Source organism: Vibrio intestinalis (assembly GCF_025195085.2).
GTDB lineage: Bacteria > Pseudomonadota > Gammaproteobacteria > Enterobacterales > Vibrionaceae > Vibrio > Vibrio intestinalis.
Map to the genome: position 1 here is coordinate 757,273 of NZ_JANAVY020000001.1, position 19,504 is coordinate 776,776.

Annotated in this window: 18 protein-coding genes; 2 read left to right on the top strand and 16 right to left on the bottom strand. The window is 45.0% G+C overall.

Annotation, left to right across the window (positions count from 1 at the left end):
* Positions 1-201 precede the first annotated feature (201 nt).
* The gene (locus tag MU515_RS03295; RefSeq protein ID WP_260258946.1) at positions 202-963 is read left to right on the top strand and encodes a hypothetical protein; all 762 of its coding nucleotides are present in this window, start codon (positions 202-204) and stop codon (positions 961-963) included.
* 95 nt (positions 964-1,058) lie between these two features.
* Here the strand turns inward: MU515_RS03295 and yghU are convergent, their stop codons facing one another.
* From yghU to phnR, 14 genes are all read right to left on the bottom strand, one after another.
* Complete coding sequence (yghU, locus tag MU515_RS03300; protein ID WP_260258947.1) at positions 1,059-1,925, bottom strand: glutathione-dependent disulfide-bond oxidoreductase; 867 nt, start codon at positions 1,923-1,925, stop codon at positions 1,059-1,061.
* 152 nt (positions 1,926-2,077) lie between these two features.
* Complete coding sequence (locus tag MU515_RS03305) at positions 2,078-4,477, bottom strand: peptidase associated/transthyretin-like domain-containing protein (RefSeq protein ID WP_260258948.1); 2,400 nt, start codon at positions 4,475-4,477, stop codon at positions 2,078-2,080.
* Positions 4,478-4,486: 9 nt separating this feature from the next.
* A complete protein-coding gene (locus MU515_RS03310; RefSeq protein WP_260258949.1) occupies positions 4,487-5,944 on the bottom strand; it encodes a glycerophosphodiester phosphodiesterase in 1,458 nt (485 codons plus the stop codon).
* Between the two features lie 10 nt (positions 5,945-5,954).
* On the bottom strand, positions 5,955-6,401 hold the full coding sequence (locus MU515_RS03315; protein ID WP_260258950.1) for a hypothetical protein: 447 nt from the start codon (positions 6,399-6,401) through the stop codon (positions 5,955-5,957).
* A 14-nt stretch (positions 6,402-6,415) separates the two neighbouring features.
* Positions 6,416-7,441, bottom strand: a complete 1,026-nt coding sequence (locus tag MU515_RS03320) for a hypothetical protein (protein WP_260258951.1) — start codon at positions 7,439-7,441, stop codon at positions 6,416-6,418.
* Positions 7,423-7,731, bottom strand: a complete 309-nt coding sequence (locus tag MU515_RS03325) for a hypothetical protein (protein ID WP_260258952.1) — start codon at positions 7,729-7,731, stop codon at positions 7,423-7,425. Before MU515_RS03325 ends, MU515_RS03320 begins: the two co-directional genes overlap by 19 nt.
* A complete protein-coding gene (locus MU515_RS03330; RefSeq protein WP_260258953.1) occupies positions 7,724-7,993 on the bottom strand; it encodes a hypothetical protein in 270 nt (89 codons plus the stop codon). Before MU515_RS03330 ends, MU515_RS03325 begins: the two co-directional genes overlap by 8 nt.
* Before the next feature lie 3 nt (positions 7,994-7,996).
* Positions 7,997-10,873: an FtsK/SpoIIIE domain-containing protein gene (locus MU515_RS03335; protein ID WP_260258954.1), complete on the bottom strand. Its 2,877-nt coding sequence runs from the start codon at positions 10,871-10,873 to the stop codon at positions 7,997-7,999.
* 9 nt (positions 10,874-10,882) lie between these two features.
* Complete coding sequence (locus MU515_RS03340) at positions 10,883-11,545, bottom strand: hypothetical protein (RefSeq protein ID WP_260258955.1); 663 nt, start codon at positions 11,543-11,545, stop codon at positions 10,883-10,885.
* A 460-nt stretch (positions 11,546-12,005) separates the two neighbouring features.
* Positions 12,006-12,455 carry a PTS sugar transporter subunit IIA gene (locus tag MU515_RS03345; RefSeq protein ID WP_260258956.1) on the bottom strand — a complete coding sequence of 150 codons (450 nt, stop codon included), beginning with the start codon at positions 12,453-12,455 and terminating at the stop codon, positions 12,006-12,008.
* Positions 12,452-13,708 carry a PTS ascorbate transporter subunit IIC gene (ulaA, locus tag MU515_RS03350; protein ID WP_260258957.1) on the bottom strand — a complete coding sequence of 419 codons (1,257 nt, stop codon included), beginning with the start codon at positions 13,706-13,708 and terminating at the stop codon, positions 12,452-12,454. Before ulaA ends, MU515_RS03345 begins: the two co-directional genes overlap by 4 nt.
* Positions 13,709-13,718: 10 nt before the next feature.
* Complete coding sequence (locus MU515_RS03355; protein ID WP_260258958.1) at positions 13,719-13,988, bottom strand: PTS sugar transporter subunit IIB; 270 nt, start codon at positions 13,986-13,988, stop codon at positions 13,719-13,721.
* Positions 13,989-14,282: 294 nt separating this feature from the next.
* Positions 14,283-14,762, bottom strand: coding sequence for a hypothetical protein (locus tag MU515_RS03360; RefSeq protein WP_260259181.1), 480 nt, complete (start codon positions 14,760-14,762; stop codon positions 14,283-14,285).
* Between the two features lie 282 nt (positions 14,763-15,044).
* On the bottom strand, positions 15,045-15,746 hold the full coding sequence (phnR, locus tag MU515_RS03365; protein ID WP_260258959.1) for a phosphonate utilization transcriptional regulator PhnR: 702 nt from the start codon (positions 15,744-15,746) through the stop codon (positions 15,045-15,047).
* Positions 15,747-16,186: 440 nt separating this feature from the next.
* Between phnR and MU515_RS03370 the strand changes: the two genes are divergently transcribed.
* Positions 16,187-16,570 carry a hypothetical protein gene (locus MU515_RS03370; RefSeq protein WP_260258960.1) on the top strand — a complete coding sequence of 128 codons (384 nt, stop codon included), beginning with the start codon at positions 16,187-16,189 and terminating at the stop codon, positions 16,568-16,570.
* 40 nt (positions 16,571-16,610) lie between these two features.
* Here MU515_RS03370 and MU515_RS03375 read toward each other — a convergent pair whose 3' ends face one another.
* Complete coding sequence (locus MU515_RS03375) at positions 16,611-17,456, bottom strand: MBL fold metallo-hydrolase (RefSeq protein ID WP_260258961.1); 846 nt, start codon at positions 17,454-17,456, stop codon at positions 16,611-16,613.
* A gap of 130 nt (positions 17,457-17,586) precedes the next feature.
* Positions 17,587-19,317 (bottom strand): gamma-glutamyltransferase, encoded by a 1,731-nt coding sequence (gene ggt, locus MU515_RS03380; protein WP_260259182.1) that lies wholly within the window; start codon positions 19,315-19,317, stop codon positions 17,587-17,589.
* Positions 19,318-19,504: the final 187 nt, after the last annotated feature.

Sequence of the window (19,504 nt, forward strand, 5' to 3'; positions counted from 1 at the left end):
CCTCAAAATTTGATGAGATTAGAATGTCAGAGGTGCTGACAAGATTTTAGGTACGAAAGTTTAAAAGAGATGCGCAAACTATTTTCAGAAATTTTCAAAAATATAGTGCTCAGCTCATATCTACTAACGTTTCACGAGACGTTTAACTGGATTCATGCCAAAGTAAACACTGCCTAAAAAACACGCACATAAGGACTGGCTATGCGTTTGCTGATATTTACCGTTTTAGCGGTTTTTGCATCTCAAGTTAGCGCTGACTACAACAACCTGGCTTGGGTAAGCATTGATGACAAAGGAACCCGTGTTTACGACACCAATAACAGAATTAAACTGGCTATTGAAGATAACCGCTTTATCCCTCTCGCTTATGGCTCTCAATGGCAGGACTCTGCGCCCGAGCTTTTCTACGAAGTCGGCCAAATCAGCCAATATGAACTCGATGCTTATGCATCGGCTAGTTTGGTTAAAGGCATTCAACAATTAGTGGCTGAGTTTAGCTGCGCGACTTATCGATTCAATCAGAAAAAGCCTCAGACCCGCTCATGCAATGGTAAAAGCTTCGACGATAGACAAAGAGAAGGAAAGCCGTTTCAAGGCGGTCAGTTTGTGAATAAGCGGATGTCTGTCAGTATTAACAGCGTTTCCAAAACACTGCCCAACCGCAGCTATGACATCTACTTGCCGAGTGCCAAAGAGAAGACTTTAAATAGCCTTTGGGGAGCGGTGCATGAACTTGGTTCTTTCTTTGTTCGCCAGCGCGATAATAAAGACACAGTCTTGACCATCTATATTGATGCTTACCGATTAGACAAAGATTTAGAGCGCGGAAAACGCGTGTTGGAATCACCACAAGTTGTGTTTGTTGTGTTACCGCGCGCCTCAAAAATTGGTCGCCAGTCTAGCGAACAAGCTGCGGCTCAATACGCCCTGAGCGATGCGGTATTGATTGTGCCGTACTATTGATAGCGCCCACTACTACCTACTAAACCTATGCTAACCAGCGTAGGCTTAGCCAATGAAAAACAGCCCTGTAATAAAGGGCTGTTTGTTTCACTAAATCACTTCAATATAGGGCGTTTAGACAACACCGCGTCAATATCCGCGGCGCTGTGGCGCTCTTCTAGTTGCTCCCACTCTTCACCCCAAGCTTTATTAACGATACGCCCGCGCTGAACCGCTTCACGTTGATCAATCTGTTTTGCCCAGCGCATTAGGTTTGGATAACTTTCTACATCTAAAAACTCGGCTGCGTCATACGCTCGGCCTAATACTAGGTTGCCATACCATGGCCACGTTGCAATGTCGGCGATGGTGTATTCATCACCGGATAAGTAAGTGTTATCGGCTAAGTGTTTATCAAGCAAATCAAGCTGACGCTTGGTTTCCATCGTAAAGCGGTTAATTGGATATTCGAACTTCTCTGGCGCGTAAGCGTAAAAATGACCGAAACCACCACCTAGATAAGGTGCGCTGCCTTGCAGCCAAAACAGCCAGTTCATCATCTGCGTGCGTTTGGCAAAGTCTTGCGGGATCAATTGGCCGAACTTCTCTGCTAGATAAAGCAAAATATTGCCTGATTCAAAAACATTCAGTGGCGGCTGCTGTGAATGATCCACCAAAGCCGGAATTTTTGAGTTGGGGTTGACGGCTACAAAGCCCGAAGAAAACTGGTCACCGTCACCAATACGAATCAAGTAAGCGTCATACTCAGCTTCAGTCACACCTAGCGCCAGTAGCTCCTCAAGCATGATGGTCACCTTCTGACCATTAGGCGTGCCCATAGAGTAAAGTTGTAATGAGTGCTCACCTACTGGCAGCGTTTTCTCATGTCGTGAACCTGCGGTTGGGCGGTTGATGCTCGCCCATGTACCACCACTCTCGGTATCTTCTGTCCATACTTTAGGTGGCGTGTAATTGTCGGCCATAACTCTTCCTTATTAGTTTTACTTTCTATTTTTATACCTTAGTTGATCTTGTGTCTTTAAATAGGAAAAACAACGCCTAATGTGAAAATTATCACTACGCATTTTTTAGCGCGCTCAATAAAAAAGCCCCTACTTTTCAGTAGGGGCTTAAGTTAACTCTTGCTAACGCTCACTTGATGGGTTGCTCGCCCTTTACTGTGGGCGACCCAAACACGTTTGGTTTTGTAACCCGGCGCACTCACCTCAACATGATAGTTACCCGATGGCAGCTTCATACCCGCTTTGTAACGCGGCTTGATGTTCATGACGCGAATCTTAGCATTAGGCGCATTGGTAGTAACGGTAAACGGTAAATCAACCAACTGGCCTGATTGAGTAATCGCTTGCTTCTGATCCTCAAAGCCTTGGCGCATCTCTTCTGATGCTAGTGCTTTTGGTGGGTTCAGTTTCGCCATCACTAGCTTGTCCATCTCACCAATAGAATGCTCTAGGGTATTTTTGAACAAGTCTGTGATCTTCATATTTTCATCAAACTTCGCGCCAATAGGTTGCACGATTGGCTGAGTATGCAATACCCATTTCAATGCGATTGAGCCTACCGGTGATACAGTTTCATCAAACTTATCGAGGAAGTAACTGGTGGTCGATTTTTCTTCGGTAAACTTAGAACTACCCACCAGCAAAGGTACCGCAAATACAGCAATCATCAGTAATGCTGACAATACTGGGCTAGCGTACTTTTCCCATGGCTTTTGCTGATGAGAGAAGTCTTTATCGTAATCAATCAGCGCCCAGAACTTAAATGGCAACTTCACCACAGTTAGCAGCACAAGCAGCAGCGACAACGACATAGAAATTGGCGGTACTATGATAGAGCGCAGCGCCGATTTACCGTTTTCAGCCAATGGCGCGCCATCTTCAAACTGGGAGCGAGCTGATTCGATATAGCGCAACCAATATTGAGTTTCACGCTTGATGTTGACCTGTACAACCTTGCTGTAGAACTGCTTGTTGTTCCAATCCGCCATCATAGGTTTAACGTAGTTACGCTCACCCATAGCCTTTAATATACGCGCTTGGATTTGAGGATGCTTCTGGAACGACTTCCATGACAGGTTTGGCTTCATATCCATACCTCGGCGCGCCATTTCCTGATTCCAAGTTGCGTTTATCTCTTTACGTGCTTTCGTTTTAACTGTGTTTTTAAACGTCGTAATATGCGAAACACGCCAGCTCTTCTTAAGATGGATACCCTCTTTCGCTACTCGAGAACGCACTTTTTGCGCGGTCACAGAATGGTTACGGAACTGTTTAATACTGCCGATGCCCATTGGGTAGCCGGTTTCACGCTTAAACTTATCTTTCCATAGCGCCAGAATACGCGGCGTATAGTGAGCGACCTCGTTCGTAAACACTTCACGCACATCTTGTTTACCCGCATCACCAGTAGCAATTTCTAGCCCTGCAAGCACAGCAGAAAGACCTAATGTCATGGCAGTTTCAGACAGAGAGGTTTCACCTTTGGTTCTGCGCACTTCACGCTTAAGCCAATAATCCATCTCTTTGTATGGGATGCCTGCATTTTTCAGTGTGCGCGCATACTGCTTATCTTCATCGGTGATACAGCGGTGTAGACGGTCTTGATTACCCTTTCGGCCGCCGTAACGATCAATACAGCGGTTACGGTCTTCAAAGTGATCGTAAATCTTTGGCGCTACTTTCTGAGCACGCGCTTCTGCACGGGCAAAGTAGGCTTTTTCGGCGTTACGGTAATCTTTCCAACCTTTTGCGATTTGTGTTTCTACGTCTTCCCACGCTTCATTAGCTATAGACGGCACTCGGCGCATATTTTTGTTGTACTTATCGACGCCCGCTTGGTACTCCTTGTAAGAGCCCAACACTTCAGAACGCATCTCTTTGTAATCACTAAAATATTCATCAAACTGGCTATTCGCTCTGTTTTTGATGTAGCGATTTAGAATTTCGCGCTTTTTGTCATCAACGTGATGGATAAACTCATCATTGGCGTACACCAAACCACCCATCATGGCCAAAAATGTCATTTCGGTTGGTGAGGTTGCGTGTTCAGAATCGTAAGGAAGTCCTTTAATCTGAACTGCATTGGCCGCCAAACTGGAGCGCAAAATGGAGGCGAAAAAGGCTTCTTGGCGCTGCTGAGATGTCGATGGTTCAACTAGAAATTTGTCGATAAGAAGTTTTTGACCAAAGAACACCGTAGGCCACACGATCAAAGCGACCAGCGTAAAGCTCATTATCGCTCTGGAGACTGTACTGACCATACGGCCTTTTAACAGCATATCGGCGATCAATAAGGTCACACCAATACCGGAAATGGTGCGACCAAACAGTTCAACCAGATGCAGCGTCTGATCATCGACGCTGCCACCACCGGCCACTTCTACTAACTTTGCGTTAAATACTACTTCTGGAATCAAGTAGCACAACGACATAACAAAAAGCGTAATCGCAAACCACTTAGGTTTTGCTCTTGGCGGCTTCTCGCCGCCTTGTTGTGTTTTTTCGGTTGCCATACTGAGTTCTTAGTTAGGAATTTCGATATTGATTGGTTTCGCCTCAAGAGACAGCTCTTCATCTGCTGGAATGAAAACCTGCGATGAAGTTCGACTTGTTTTACTGCTCGCTTTGGATTTGACCTTAACTGGCGCTTGAGCGACTCGGCTCATCAAGCGAACACGACCATTGGAAGCAATATAGTGATTGTCTTCTAGATACATCAGCTGCTCTTCAAGACGATTAAAATCCGCGTCATTTGGCAACTGCATAATCGCTCGACCATAGTTGGTCGTCGGTGTGTAAGAGCGCACCTTGTTCGCCAAGTTAGGGTAAAGGCGGTGGCAGGCTTCGAACTTAGAGGTATCCATGATGGCTTCATCTGGCAACTGGCGTCCTCGGCTCTTCAAGTAAGCCAATTGAGCTTGATGGTAATCGGTGCCATTGATGCTGTAAGTGGCAACGCGTTCTAGCCCAGCTTGATGAGAACGAGTGTAAATAGTCGATGCGCCAACAAAACTGCGAATGTCGACGTGTAATCCACTGTTTGCCCCAAGGGCTTTGCGCACAGTCTTCGCTGAGTATTTCTGCGACTTGCTGCGCGAACGCTTACGCGCTTCATAGTCTGATACCCAGTTAATCTGGCGATTGTATTTTTGATACAACACGTCTGATTTCGCGGCTTTTCTGGCGGTCTGTTTCGCTTTCGCAATGGAAGTTGGGTGAGGTTCCCATACGTAACCTAGGTAAACACTTTTATCGAGCTCGCGCAGTTTCTTCAATACGTCAAACTCGAGCGAGCTAAATAAGTAACTGCCACGAGGAAGCGTCTCGCGAGCCATGCGTAGCAACTGATTTAGCTCTACGATGTCGGCATCTTCTTTGATCTCAATATTCAACTGCTGACCAAGTTGATAACTGCTTCCCCAACGCTCAAACGCATCAATCGCATACGGTGCTCGTTCGTCCGTTAAGTAACCATCTTTGTCTCGTACCACTAAGGTATTCCACTCTTTACCTTTGATACGCGACATACGATAGCGCTTACCGTCCGATCGCCCAGTAGCACGACCTGTATAACTATCGTGGTGGACAACCCAGTAGCCATCACGCGTTAACATCACATCAATTTCTACCCCATCAAAGCCACCAATCGCGCCCATTAAAACAGCGGATGAGGAATTTTCTGGGTAGTTGTAATGACCACGGTGAGCATAGACATCAATCGGGCAAACTTTGCCATTGAGATAAGCTGGAGTTTGCGCCGCAGTCCAATATAGACCACGCGCTTGCATGGCGTTTTGAATATCTTGCACTTGCGCTGGGGTATATGAAGAAAGCTTTAACACACGGCCTTCCGCACCAATCGGCAGATGAGTTAGCCCTGCTACCTCATCTTGATGCGTTCCACTGGAGAGGTTATCACTGCTTGAACAACCAACCAGAGCAAGCACAACGCCGCCCAACAGAACATGGAATAATTTCACTGCTTCTTCCTTAAATTTTACCGACGTGGCTGTTGGCCGAACGTTTCTTATCGGCAATGTGCTCTTGCTGCACCTCAACTTGTTTGGTTAAGTTCTCACTGCTTCGCAAGCTGCGATCACGCTCTTCGCTTTGGTTACTTACTTGACCAAACAAGCGATTGTATTGCTCATGGTGATGAGCGGCATCAATCAGTAATCGGCGTAAGCTGTCAAACAAATCGCCACATTGCTTAGTGGTTTCGATATGCTGCTGGCTTTGGCTTAAAGCTTGCGCATAGACATCCACCAACGCAGTCATATTACGTGTATCGACATTGCGCCCTGCGGCATCATTCCATTGTGCTCGCAGCGTTTCCCAGTGCTCTTCAAAGTTGCACTTGGAGTAGTATGTATTTTCACGCTCTTCCTCTAGATGAGTCAGCGTGGTTCGAAAAAAGCTAGGTTCAAATGAAGGCATAATTGACTCTAAAATTACCGACGATTAAGAGGCTGATCAAAGGCGATTAGCAAAGAAACCTTATCTTGAAGGGTGTACTTTAACGAGAACGCTTCACCTTGAATCGATTCATGATGGTTTTCTAGATTACGCAGTTGCAAAAAGGCTTGGTTGGCATCGCTTTCGAGCTTTGAAACCGTATCTGTTTGCTGCTGACATGTCTTTTTGAATTCATCAAGTAGCGATTTGACTTGCTCTAACACTTGAAGGCAGTGCGTTGAGAAATCATGACTATAATTCGCTTGACGCTTACCATCATTGGCCACTTGCAGCGCTTGATCAGCAAGGTCTACTGACTCTCTCGCATCTGACAGAGCCGCGCGCGCACCGTTTAGCTGATTGACCGCTTTATTACGTTCACGTATCGCAGCATCAAGCTCTCTAACAGCATTGTTATAGACCGTTCGGCAATGACTCGCGTGAGAACATGCAGCGCTGTAGGCCATCTCTTCGGCATGTGTATCTGGCGGCTCATAGCGGTAGACATCTCGTCCACTGCTGTCTTTACCTTGATACACTCGAACTGGAGGTCGGCTTCTCGCCACTTGCAAAGCATTGTAAGCGCGGTCTTTACGACTTTGTGCTGCATCGTCGTCGCGCTCTGCGCTTTGCCTAGCTCGTTCACAGCTATCACAATGGCTGTCAGCGCGAGCATACCAACTTTGCGCCTTATCTGTTTGCTCGCTCCAAGTCGAACGCAAGTTATGCGCATCTTCCAAGCTCATCGTACTTGATGTCTCAGTTTCGATTGCGTGATCAAGCTGCTCTTCCACTCGGCGATGGAGGGTTTGCGCATGCTCTAATGCCGCGTGATAACCTTTTTCTAATGACTCATACAACTCATAACAAGCAAACACATCAGACTTGGCTAGCCCAATGTAATCTTGCGTTAAGGTGTTCATGGCTTGAGCTTGGTGGAGTAACGATGTTACAAGCTCTAACTGAAAATCGGTTTGGTAATCCAATTCTTCCAGTTGGTTAACTAACCATCTTGGTTGCATTGTTCCTCCTCGTTTTGTGCTTCTGAGGAGTTTTCTTCAGTCTGCTGATTTTGGAAATTAGGATCACAGGCGTCACGCCAATCCATCAACTTGCTTAATAGCTGATCAGCTTGAGCAAGAATGGTGGTGATTTCTGATTCCACATCTTCTGCACCGATACCGTTGTAATCTTCACGCAGCGCAGCCCAACGGCTGCGCATTGAGTCTACAGATGTTTCGATTTGGGTATGGGTTTGATTGGTGACAATAGTAAGCTCTTGCAACGCTTCTTGCTGGCGTAATTTATTCATGCAGATAACTCCTGATGATCGCCAGTTTGTGTTGCAACTGATCGCTGAGTTCAGTGCAGCGAACATTCGCAATCAGACCTGCTAAGTCTTCAATTTCCACTAACTCACGTTGCATACGCAATTGCATCTCTTCTGATAGTTCAGGCAGAGTATTCTCTGCCTGAACACTTAGAAGACCGATTTGCTTACTCACTTGGCTGCTGAGCGCTTCTAGCTCTCCCAACAACAAAGGGATTTGCTCTTCAACTCGATCTAACGACATGGATTAACTCCACTTAGCGTATAGCTGAGCTAGGTGAGTTAAGTTGCTGTCGAGCGATTCCGCTTGGGTGTAGCAATACGGCTTAAACTTAGTCGGGCGGTTTTGCATTTGATCGATATGAAGCGCATAGATTGGCTTCTTACCATCCGCTTGCAGTCTCGCTGCATCACGAGTTTTCAATAGACGGAAGCTGTCTTCTTCTGACATTTGCAGAGCAATCTTATGACGGAAGCTTTCAATGTCATTGCGGTCAAAGGCTTTTGTCACAGAGCGAACATTATCAAAGCTTAGAATCAGGTGAATACCATACTCCGAGCCATGCTCTAGCAGCGTTGCAAAGTGAGCGCCACTTTCATCAGCGTGTACTTTCATGCCGTGTGCATTGTCTTGCTTTGCAAGCTCTTTCACACGTTGTGCTTCGTTAATCACCACGAAGATTGATGGCTCAGCCAACATCTCTTCTTCATCCATCTCACGACGTTTTTCAAGCTCAGCAGCAACCGCATCAAGTTGAGGCGCAAAGTCTTTGAAGGTTTCGCAGAAAGTCGCATTGTTTGATAGCGCTTTTTCATTGGCTGCAGCCATTACGCCATACCATTGAGAGCCTTTAATGCTGCGATCTAAGATATGAACTTGGTATTGATCGTTAAGCGCATTGATTGGCATTTGAGCCACCATGTAACCCAACATACCTAGGCGAGCTTCATTGCTGTCACCCACCAACACCATATGTTCACCAGCGCGACGGCGCAGCACCACTTTCGCTTGGCCATGAATGTTCATCTCTTTACCTAGCCAGAAAACAGACGGACGCTCGACTGGGTACCATTCGTTCTCGTTTAGGCCACCAAGGTGCTGAGGCTGGTTCGCGTAACGAATCCACTCATCTTCTGTTGGACGTTGTTGATGATGAGCAAATAGAGTATTCAGCTGAGCATTATCCGTTAATTGAGGCTGCTCTGAACCATCAAGCAATACGGTATGGTTTTCACCACCTTGCTCATCCCACTTAGCCACAAGCTGATCAAGCAATTGCTGGCGCTCTGACTCTTCAATGTAAGCCACGCGGCCTGTATCACATGGCACTTCATCCACACCACCGTTGTGGCTTGTCACCACTTGGCCTGTTTCCGTACAACCGCGGATAAGCTGCTTACCTTTAGATCCAAACTCTTGCAGTGACGTGATCTCTTCACCACTCATCTTCATGGCAACACGCAAGTTGATGTTACTGAATGTCGCTTGTGGCTGAGACATGCCCGGAACCACAAACTTCTGAGAACCAACAAACATGTGGATACCTGCGCTTCGACTTTGCGATGCGATAGCAATCATCAGCTGCGAGCCTAGGCCTGTTTTGTCATCTTCAAATAGGGTTTGGTATTCGTCGATGATTAGCATTAAGCGTGGCAGCTTGCCGTTTGGCGAACCCGCTTTGCGGTAGCTAATAAAGTCTGAGAAACCAAGCTCTTTGAACATGTCGTTACGACGGTTCATTTCATCCAATAGCTCTTGCAGTACACTACGCGCTAATTGCGGGCTCGTGTTAAGAGAAACTACGCGTGCATGAGGCAGTTTAGGATAGCTTTGGAACTCAACACCTTGCTTACCATCGATTAGATAGAACTGAACATCTTCAGGACTGTAACGACTTGCCATCGAAAGAATAAACGCGTGGTACAAGTTCGACTTACCCGCACCTGTCATCGCTGCCAACATACCGTGTGAAGATGGCTGCTTGTTACGCTCACCAAACCAAAGTTCGATGTCATTTTTACGGCTACCAGAGCCACCGATTGGTGCAGAAATGACTTCCGTTGCATTCTCTTGCCACCACTGGTTTGGATCAGTACAGATCACATCAGAGAAACCTAGCTTAGTTTCTTTTGGTTTAGCTCGGCTTAGGCCATCAAGAATGGCGTTCATAACCTCAGAGCTTTCCACACTATCTCGATAACCTTTACCTAGGTTCCAAGTAATTTGGTTGTCATTGTTGTAAACATTACGAACTTCTGGGAACAAGGTCTTTAATGACAAACCATTTGGCAGCTCAGCTTTCGAATCAAGATCAAGTAACACGATTTTGCCCGCTTTCGGGCCTGTATTCGCAATCTTAGCCAGCAGCTCAATTGAACGACGGTCATAAGCTTGCGGGAAGTCTTTTGCCACGATCAACTCAAATTTCGCGTTACCTAAAATCTCTTCATCCACATCAACCAGACGTTCAGTGTTGTTATCAAGGTAGCTGTTTTGAATACGCACGATATCCGTCAGGATTTCTTCCAGTACACGCGAAACATCGTTATCGACCATACGTTTAAATGGCAGGCGTTTAGTGTATGGGAAGCTTTGACCCATCTTAACTGGATCAATCAGAGTAAACTGAGAAGAATACGGTAGCATCGTCGCTAGACGGAAAACAAACGCATTGATTTTGCTAACCGAATGCTCGTCTTGAGAAAAGCAGTAACAGTAGTCAGAGCTATAAAATGGGATCTCTTTGGGTACGCTAACAACGTGTTCCGCATTTTGACCATCGGTATAGGTAATGTCTTCCATACCCACAACAAGATTACGCGGTAGATAGTTATGATCAAACGCGTAATTGTCCCAATCCACGTCTGATAACCAAGGCTGTAATGGCGCAGGCAAACGAGCCAATAGCTGACGCATGTTACCCACTGAAATAGCAAGGTCTTGATGGTTCGCTGCAACCACCTGCTCTGCTTGCACTTGGGCATTAGGTAATACTTTTTCTTCTAGGTAGTTCACTACCTCACGTACGCCATCAGCTTTGCCGCTTAGCGCTTGTTTTAACTGTTGGCCTAGCTCTTTGCGCTTTAGGTCCGCTTCTTTAAGTTTTGTATCTAGTGTAATCATCGGAAAACCTTAAGCCATTTGAGTCTGAATAAAACCAGCTAGCACGAGAATAAATGCCGCAGTCCACATCAGTTTCTTCTGTAGACTCTTACGACGAGAAGCGGCTAGCTCTGCCTTTGCTTCTGCCTCGGCTTTCAAGCGCGCTTCTTCTTCACGCTGGCGTTGCTCTTCTGCTCTCTTTTCATCAAGCAGGTGCTGATAATGGCTATAAAACGCGTTTTCCGATGTACGGATCTCACCTAGAGTATCCGTAACTTGTTGCCAATCTTGTGGGATCTGTTGGCTGAAAGATGCAAGTTGCTCAGCGACGTCTTGCGCTAACGGTGTTTTGCTTGAAATCTCACTCAACTGACGCGCTTGGCTTAATAGATTGGTAAATGCTTGGGCATGTTCACGCTCACTTTCCAAAGAGGAAGAAGGCTTACCGCCTTGGCGCAAGTCATCAAGGGACGAATCAATGACAGATTCGTTTTTGGAAAGGTAACTCTCAATAGATGACAGGGTACGTTTAAGAGAAGCGCTGTGCTCTTGAACGACTTTCGTACTGTTCTCAACAGTTTTCTGACTGTTTTCAATATTTTTGCCTGCTTTTACGCGCGCTTCATGCACTGGTAAAAAGGCACGTCTAAACTCTTCGATACTCTCGAAGTTTGCCAAGCCTTGATCTTGCATACTCTTCCTAACAAAGTTGTTAAATTGACATTCATACAATCGCTAGGAACCGCCTGAAAGCTTTGCCGTCCCTAGCAAATAAGCTATACATTTTTTAGTTCAGCTAGTCATATATAAACTAATTAACTAACTGATTAATAATGGAGACGAACGGTATCATGCACATAATTTTCGTTCAATTTTATGAGTATGCAAAAGCAGCATACGAACTCCGCTATTTATAAAAATGTGAAGAAAGCCACATCAAAGCGAGAACTCGCTCAAGCCTTACATATCAAGGCGAGCAGCGAGCGCGCTTATGCTGATATGAATTGTAAAAAACTGCACAAAATATGATAGGGACGTAAAAAACCGCAAAAGCCGCAAAATTTTTTAAACTTTTTATCGACGACAAAAAGCCCTCACAGTGTGAGGGCTTGTTACATAAGGGGGTGACTAAATCTTATCTTTCAGAGGATGCTTAGTATTTCTTCAAAATTGCAGCAATTTGCTCTGTGTTTTCAGCTTCAATCATCGCGGTGATATCATCATCGTTTTGGAACAATTCAGACAAAGCAACGATGGTTTGGATATGACTATCAGAGTCCATCGCGGCCAATGTAATGGCAACAAATACGTCGCCATTATCTTCTGATTGTAAATCCACACCATGTTTAAACACGGTTACCTGAAGAGAGGCTTGGTTCACGCCATCTTCTGGACGAGCATGTGGCATTGCAATCTTAGGTGCTAGCACATAGTACGCGCCGATCTCTTGATGCTTTTGCTTAATCGCTGCGAGATAACTTGGCTCTACTTTGCCTTGCTCTAAAAGCTTTGAGCAGGTGATATCAAGCGCTTGCTCTACCGTTAACTCTTTTTGCTCTGTGATGACAATGCCATTGTCACCGATTAGGTTAAAGATACTCATGACACAATCCAACCTAGAATCAGACCAACAACACCGAAGTCAAAGTCAGCAAATGTTGTTGCTTCAAGGCCTAGGCCACCGAGTACAGGAAGAAGCAGCATAGGTAGGAACGAGATACATAAGCCTTGAGTAAATGAACCTAGAATCGCACCACGTAGACCACCTGTCGCGTTACCGTAAACACCAGCCGCGCCACCAACGAAGAAGTGAGGAACCACGCCTGCTACAATTATTGTCCAACCGAATGCGCCTTGAATACCCATAGCAACAAGACCTGCAGCAAAAGAACATAGGAAACCAATTAGTACCGCATTAGGCGCTACTGGGAATACCATCGGACAATCTAGTGCTGGTTTAGCGCCTGGAACTAACGTATCTGAAATACCTTTGAACGCCGGAACGATTTCAGCAATCAGCATCTTCACGCCTTGCAGAACAATGTACACACCACCAGCAAACACGAGAGATTGCATAAAGGTAAACACAACCCAGTTTTGACCGTCAGATACTGTTTCAACAAACTCACCACCTGCAAACACAGACGCTAGCATGAAGAACACAGCCATAGTTGTCGCTACCGCTACTGGCGTATCACGCAGGAACATTAGGCTCTTAGGAACGTTGATGTCTTCTGTTGATTTAGACGTATCACCAAATTTGCTACCGATAAAGCCAGATACTACGTAAGACAGCGTTGAGAAGTGTCCAATCGCAAGTTGATCGGTGCCCATTACCTTTTCAGTGTACTTTTGGCCAATCGCTGGCATAACCACCATCAGTGAACCCACTAACATTGAGCCAATTGCAACCAATGCCGTGCCTTTGATGCCCGCAGTAGACAGAATGACTGCCACCAGCATCGACATGAACATTGTGTGGTGACCAGTTAAGAAAATATATTTAAGAGGAGTGAAACGAGCCAATAAAATGTTCACTACAAAAGCGAAGAACATAATAAGTGCCATTTCATAACCAAATGCTTCTTGTGCTAATGCGACAATTGCTTCGTTATTTGGAATTACACCACTTACACCAAATGCTTCTGTAAATACTACTGAGAAATTATTTAGCGCACCAACTAATGCACCAGCACCAAAACCTAAAATTAGGAAACCCATTACGGTTTTAATTGTGCCTTTTAAAATCGTTGAAATATCAGCCTTTTGCGCAATCAAACCGACAAAAGCTATTAAACCAACCATGATTGCTGGCTCTTTTAATAAGCCGAGCATGAACTCAAAAAAGTTTTGCATATTATTTACCTTACATAAATTGTTTTAATTGCTCTTCGATAGATGCCTTATCAAAGATATTCGCTAGGCTAACAATATTTTCTTTTCCTGCTTCTGCTAATTGGTTTGCTACATCCGTTGCCGCTACCCAAATATCTGCTTTACTTGATGCTGCTGATGATAAATCTTCATGATCAACTTCGGCTTCCAAGCCAATTTTACCTGCGACTTCCTTTACCGCCATTTCCATCATCAGTGAAGTACCAAGACCGTTTCCGCAAACAACCATAATCTTTTTCATATTCGTAATCTCTGTAGGGGTTAATCAAAGTGGCAAATATTCATTGCTCTTGTTTGTTGAGAGAATCATATCCAAAACCCTTCAAATCAGAATAGATCACCATCACAAAACCAAAATGACCTTGTGATGGAGATCTCGTATTTGAGCGAGTTTTATAAGCATTCTATTGTTATTACCTCTTTGGGGTTAGAAATAGAATGACGTATTTTTAGTATGTTTTTAGAAAGGAATTTTAAAGTGTGAAGTGCGTATATGAACTGATGTAAATATGATAACTGCCGTACTTAAATAAATTTACTTACCATAATCTGTAAGCATTTTCTTAAGAAGGCTATTAACGTCTTTCGTTTTCTTGTTTCTTTTCGTAAGTGCAGATAATGATGTAGGTCTTTCAGTTTCTTCCGGCTGCTTATCGGTATTTTCTAAGCCCTTTTTCATTTTTTGTACTGCTGGTAGCAGCATACGAATCTCATCACCCTGCTCATTTTCCAATACAACGATATTGTCAGACTCAACTTGAACAATCGTTAAAATACCATGTTTTACTGATTCTACCTTTTCACCAACCATAGAAGATTGTGGAGGCACAGAGCGATCAGACAGTTGGCCACTGCGCAATTTAGCCGCCGTGATGGAGCGAATATTGCCGGTATTTTCAAACGCAACGATCACGGTGTGGGTATTGTAATATTCCACTACCTGAACGTAGCCGTGTTTTTTGGTTTCAAATCTAGCACCAATTTGCATATCTAATGGTGCTTCCATTTTTTTCATTAACATCCAGAGTTCCTGATGCCTCTCTATAAAATTGCTATAACTTCTCAATGCGGGATAAGAAAGTAAGCCCACTTAAAAACTATGTAGCATGAAATACTTTGCAGCATGAGAAGGCACACACTCTAAGTATAAACGCAGGTATGTTCAAATTGAATAATACACTCTTGAGTCAAATAGACGATCTAGCTCTAATTCAAGCGATGCAAACTTATCTCTCAGTAGATATACAAGAGTTGTATGAGAAGAAACGGCGTTGGTGGGCTATTTAACTAGAACGCCTTAACCAAGCTCGACTAGCGACTCAACACTGATGGCATCATGACGCCAATACTCAATATCACAACTGATTAGCTGACCCTGTTGATCATAATTGATACGCTCAACCACAAGTGAAGGCGTGCCTGATGTGGCTCTTAGTGCCTGAGCAACGTCACCCAGCAATGAACTGGTTGAAATGCGATAGTGCGTTTGTTGATACTGCACAGAAAAATGGTCGTGATAGACATCAGAGATAGAATTGATCACTTCAAAATCAAGCAAGTTTGGGAACTGCTGAGGATTGGAATAGTGAGTAACGTATGCGACAGGGCGATCTTCCAAATAACGAACGCGATCTATTTGGTAAACATCAGAAAAAGGCGGCAGTTTAAGTAAGCGCGCTGCGAGCTTATTCGCCAGTATTGCTTTGGCACTGATTAGCTCAGTTTTCGGTGTTCTATTTTGCGATTGAGCAAGCTCAGAAAAAGCACCTCTCTGCTTAGGATCGTAACGCAATGGCTGAGGAGAAATAAACCACCCTCGGCGATCTTCTCGATAAATGCGTCCCTCCGCCTCAAGCAGCGATAGCGCCTCGCGCAGTGTTACCCGCGTAGTATCAAACGATTCAGCCAATTTACGTTCCGCTGGCAACTTTTGCCGCGGAGCTAACATGCCTGCTTCAATTTGCTCCACTATCGAATCTTTAATTTTTACGTACTGCACAAGTATCCTTATATCCCTCCCCGCTGTTCGCTCTAGACTCTAGAACTGAACTACTCCAGCCCACAAAACAAGACTGATACGGAATCTGAACGATTGATTTCACGAAATATTACCGCATTAGCGATCGCGCGTACATGACGCAAGATTCAGGTTGAGACGAATCGAGCATTGGCTATACAGCGATACTCGTCGATTCATTCAACAGGCATTCAACGGTGAGTCGCGCGTATTAAAAATAAACTCAGTTAACAAGGAAAAATCAGTGGTTAATCTTTCCAATTTTCTCACCTAGTGAGGTTATCTTGCTTATTTATATGAAAAAACGCATGAAACCCGGCAACGAATCCCCTTCACCTTGACCGAATTTCACTCGCTGATGCGCGTTAAAATAGACCGTCCAAACACATCGCTCCCGAAGCTCACAACCAAGGTGCATCAGTATGGACAAAAACGCGCAAAAACTTCTTAACTGTCTTTGTAATCAATACGATAGACTAGCTAAAAACCTTCAACATCGCCCTTTTCCTGAGTTCTCAGAAACCATTAAATCCGAGTTCGGATACTGCTACGTACGCTGCGCTGTTGGCAGCCAACGCTTTTCAATTGTCTCGGTACATTTCGCCCCGTCTGTCAGAGGGCAAGGCATCTTAACCGCGTTTATTGACCATATAGAGCACAACCCGCACCACTACCAAGGCGTCGAAGTTGCAATCATTGAAAACAAAGGGCTCGCTCAGCACCTACTCTCTCTTGGATGGCAATACAAATCTTGGTTCTCTAAGGTGTTCTTCTCTAACAAGCCGACTCTAGTTCATGATTTTTGAATGAGTCACCTGACGACGATTTACAACTCACTTCCCGCTGCTAAATCGTCACTACGCGGCCCGTCGGCAGCAGCTCTAAACGATCGCTAAGATTTTCTTTTAAAAGTTGGAACGCTTTCATTCCGGTGCAATGGCCGGTGTAATACATATCAATAGGATACTGAGCCAATAGATGGCCAATTTCTCTGATCTCTTGTGAAGTGCCACCTATGCTATTGAAAATAGGTAGTCCCACGAGATGAAAACCACCTACAACTGCTTTGATATCATGTTGAGGGAATCGCTCAATGACCGTTTCAATCATATTCAACACGCCACTATGGGCACAGCCAGTAAATATCACCAAACCATCACTTTCTTCGATCACAAGAATCTGCTCATGTTCGAACGAGTCATGCACTAGCCCTGCTTCTGTCTTTGTGTACAGATATTGATTACCTTTCGGCTTGGGATGCTTATTACATATTTCGGTAATGACATGGATGTTGGGCGCAATCTCTGTAGTACGATCGAGGAACATAAAACGATGAGCCTCACTTTGCAGCATCGCCTTATCAATACCAACATTACTTTTAAAGCCTAAGGCTCGAAAATAGAAATCCTGACTCTCACTCTGTTTAAGATACACTTTGGCAGATGAGTTCTGCTCAGTGAAATACTTGGTACCATTACAATGGTCATGGTGTCGGTGAGATATCACCACCATATCGACTTGCTTTATATCAACATCTAACGCTTTAGCGTTATCAATAAAAGTACTTCCACTCCCCGTATCAAAAAGAAGCTGCTTGCCCATTGTTTCAACATGAAATGACAGCCCTCGCTCTACAGAAAGATCAGGCCGTTCATCTAAACGGGTATTATCAACCAATGTTGTCAGTTTCATAATGTCTCAGACGGTATAACTCAATGTCGGTGATTATACCGCCTGAAACTCTGGGTGTTAGGCTCTACCTATCATTTATAAATAATATCAATAATTTAAAGTTAAACTTTCTAGATATCCCCAAGAGTAGCTAGTTGCCGAGCACAATCCCCTCACGCCGAGAATCTGCGCCGCCGGTCATTTTCCCATCTTGGAACACCACACCATGAAGGCCAGAGTTGAGATCTCGCAAGTTAACTTCGAATCCCATCTTCTCCAATGGCGCTTTGAACTTCTCAGCATCGGTGCCGATTTCAAGATCATAGGTACCAAAACGATTCAGCATATTAGGCATTTCTATCGCTTGTTGAATAGGCATTCCCCAATCAATATGGGCAATCAAGGTTTTGGCCACATAGCCAATAATGCGCGAACCTCCCGGTGATCCAATCGCCATATAAGGCTCGCCCTCTTTCATCACTATGGTCGGTGCCATGGAGGAGCGAGGTCGCTTGCCGGGCTCAACTCTGTTCGCGATTGGCAAACCATTCTTATGGGAAGCGAACGAAAAATCGGTCAGTTCGTTGTTTAGCAAGAAGCCATTGGACATCACACGAGAACCAAAGCCGTTTTCTATAGTGCTGGTCATTGAGATGATATTGCCCTCACCATCAACAATAACGATATGAGTGGTACTTGGTAGCTCTATGGATTCATCATCGGCCATAGCAATTTTCATATCCCAAGGCGGCTCGCCCGCAGCGGCGGATTCAAGAGCTTCCCCTTGCGTTATCAATGCTGCTCGCTGCGCTAAATATTCTGGGTCAAGCAAGCCTTGTGGCATGGGTACATAATCAGAATCTGCCATGTAGCGCCCACGATCAGCAAAGGCGAGGCGAGAGGCATCGCCGATAATCTGCCACGATGTCGGGTTATCTTTACCTAACTTAGCCAAATCAAAATGGCTGGAAATACCAAGTATTTGCCCCAAGGTTAACGCGCCAGAACTTGGCGGCCCCATACCGCACACATCGTATTGATGGTAAGCCGAGCACACCACGTCACGCTCGATAACTTTGTAAGTGGCGAAATCTTCCATCGCTAACAAACCGGGGTTATCTTCAATCGCGGTGACTTTATTGACGATACTCTTGGCAATATTGCCAGTATAAAACGGAACTGAACCCTGTTTAGCAATAGTTTGAAGCGTTTCCGCGTATGCTTTGTTCACTAGCTTATAGCCTTGTGGCAACGGTTCACCATCTTGGGTGAAAAAGTAAGCCTGAGTGTCAGGGTAGCGAGCTAATCGCGCCTTATCATTCGCAATAGAAGTAGCCATACGAGGTGACACTTCAAACCCATTATTGGCTAACTGAATTGCAGGTTGCATCAGCTCAGCCCAAGGTTTATCACCATATTTTTGGTGCATAGTTTCAAGCAGCTTAACGGTGCCCGGCGTTCCCACCGATCGTCCACCGACAACCGCGTCAAAGAATTTAAGCGATTGACCGTGTTTATCTTGAAACAGCTCTGGTCTCGCGGCTAGTGGCGCCGTTTCTCGCCCATCAAAACTGGTCAGCGCCTTTTTCTTTGCATCCCAATAGACAAGAAATGCCCCACCGCCTAAGCCTGACGATTGCGGCTCGACTAACCCAAGCACAGTTTGCACTGCCACCAGCGCATCAGCCGCGCTACCACCTGAGTTAAGTACTTGATAACCCGCCTCTACCGCCAATGGGTGCGCAGCCGTCACGATAAATTGCTTTGCTTCAACCGCTTTCTTTGTGCGTATTTCATTGGTTGCCTCTGGTGCAACCGAGTCTGCAATTTGTGCGTCAGCAAGCACAGCCCATGAAGCCATCCCTGCAATGGCTGCAAGCATTGTTAATCTAGCCATGAATATCCTTATTCGTTGTCATTCACCTAATAGGAGAATAGGTGAGCAACAGCAAAACGATAGAATGAGATAACAGGTTTGTGACGCCTTGGACAACAATACCCACTAACGAACTGAGTCTCATTTGTAGATAGTAAAGTGCTGAGTTATTGCTATAATCCGGCGATTTTTC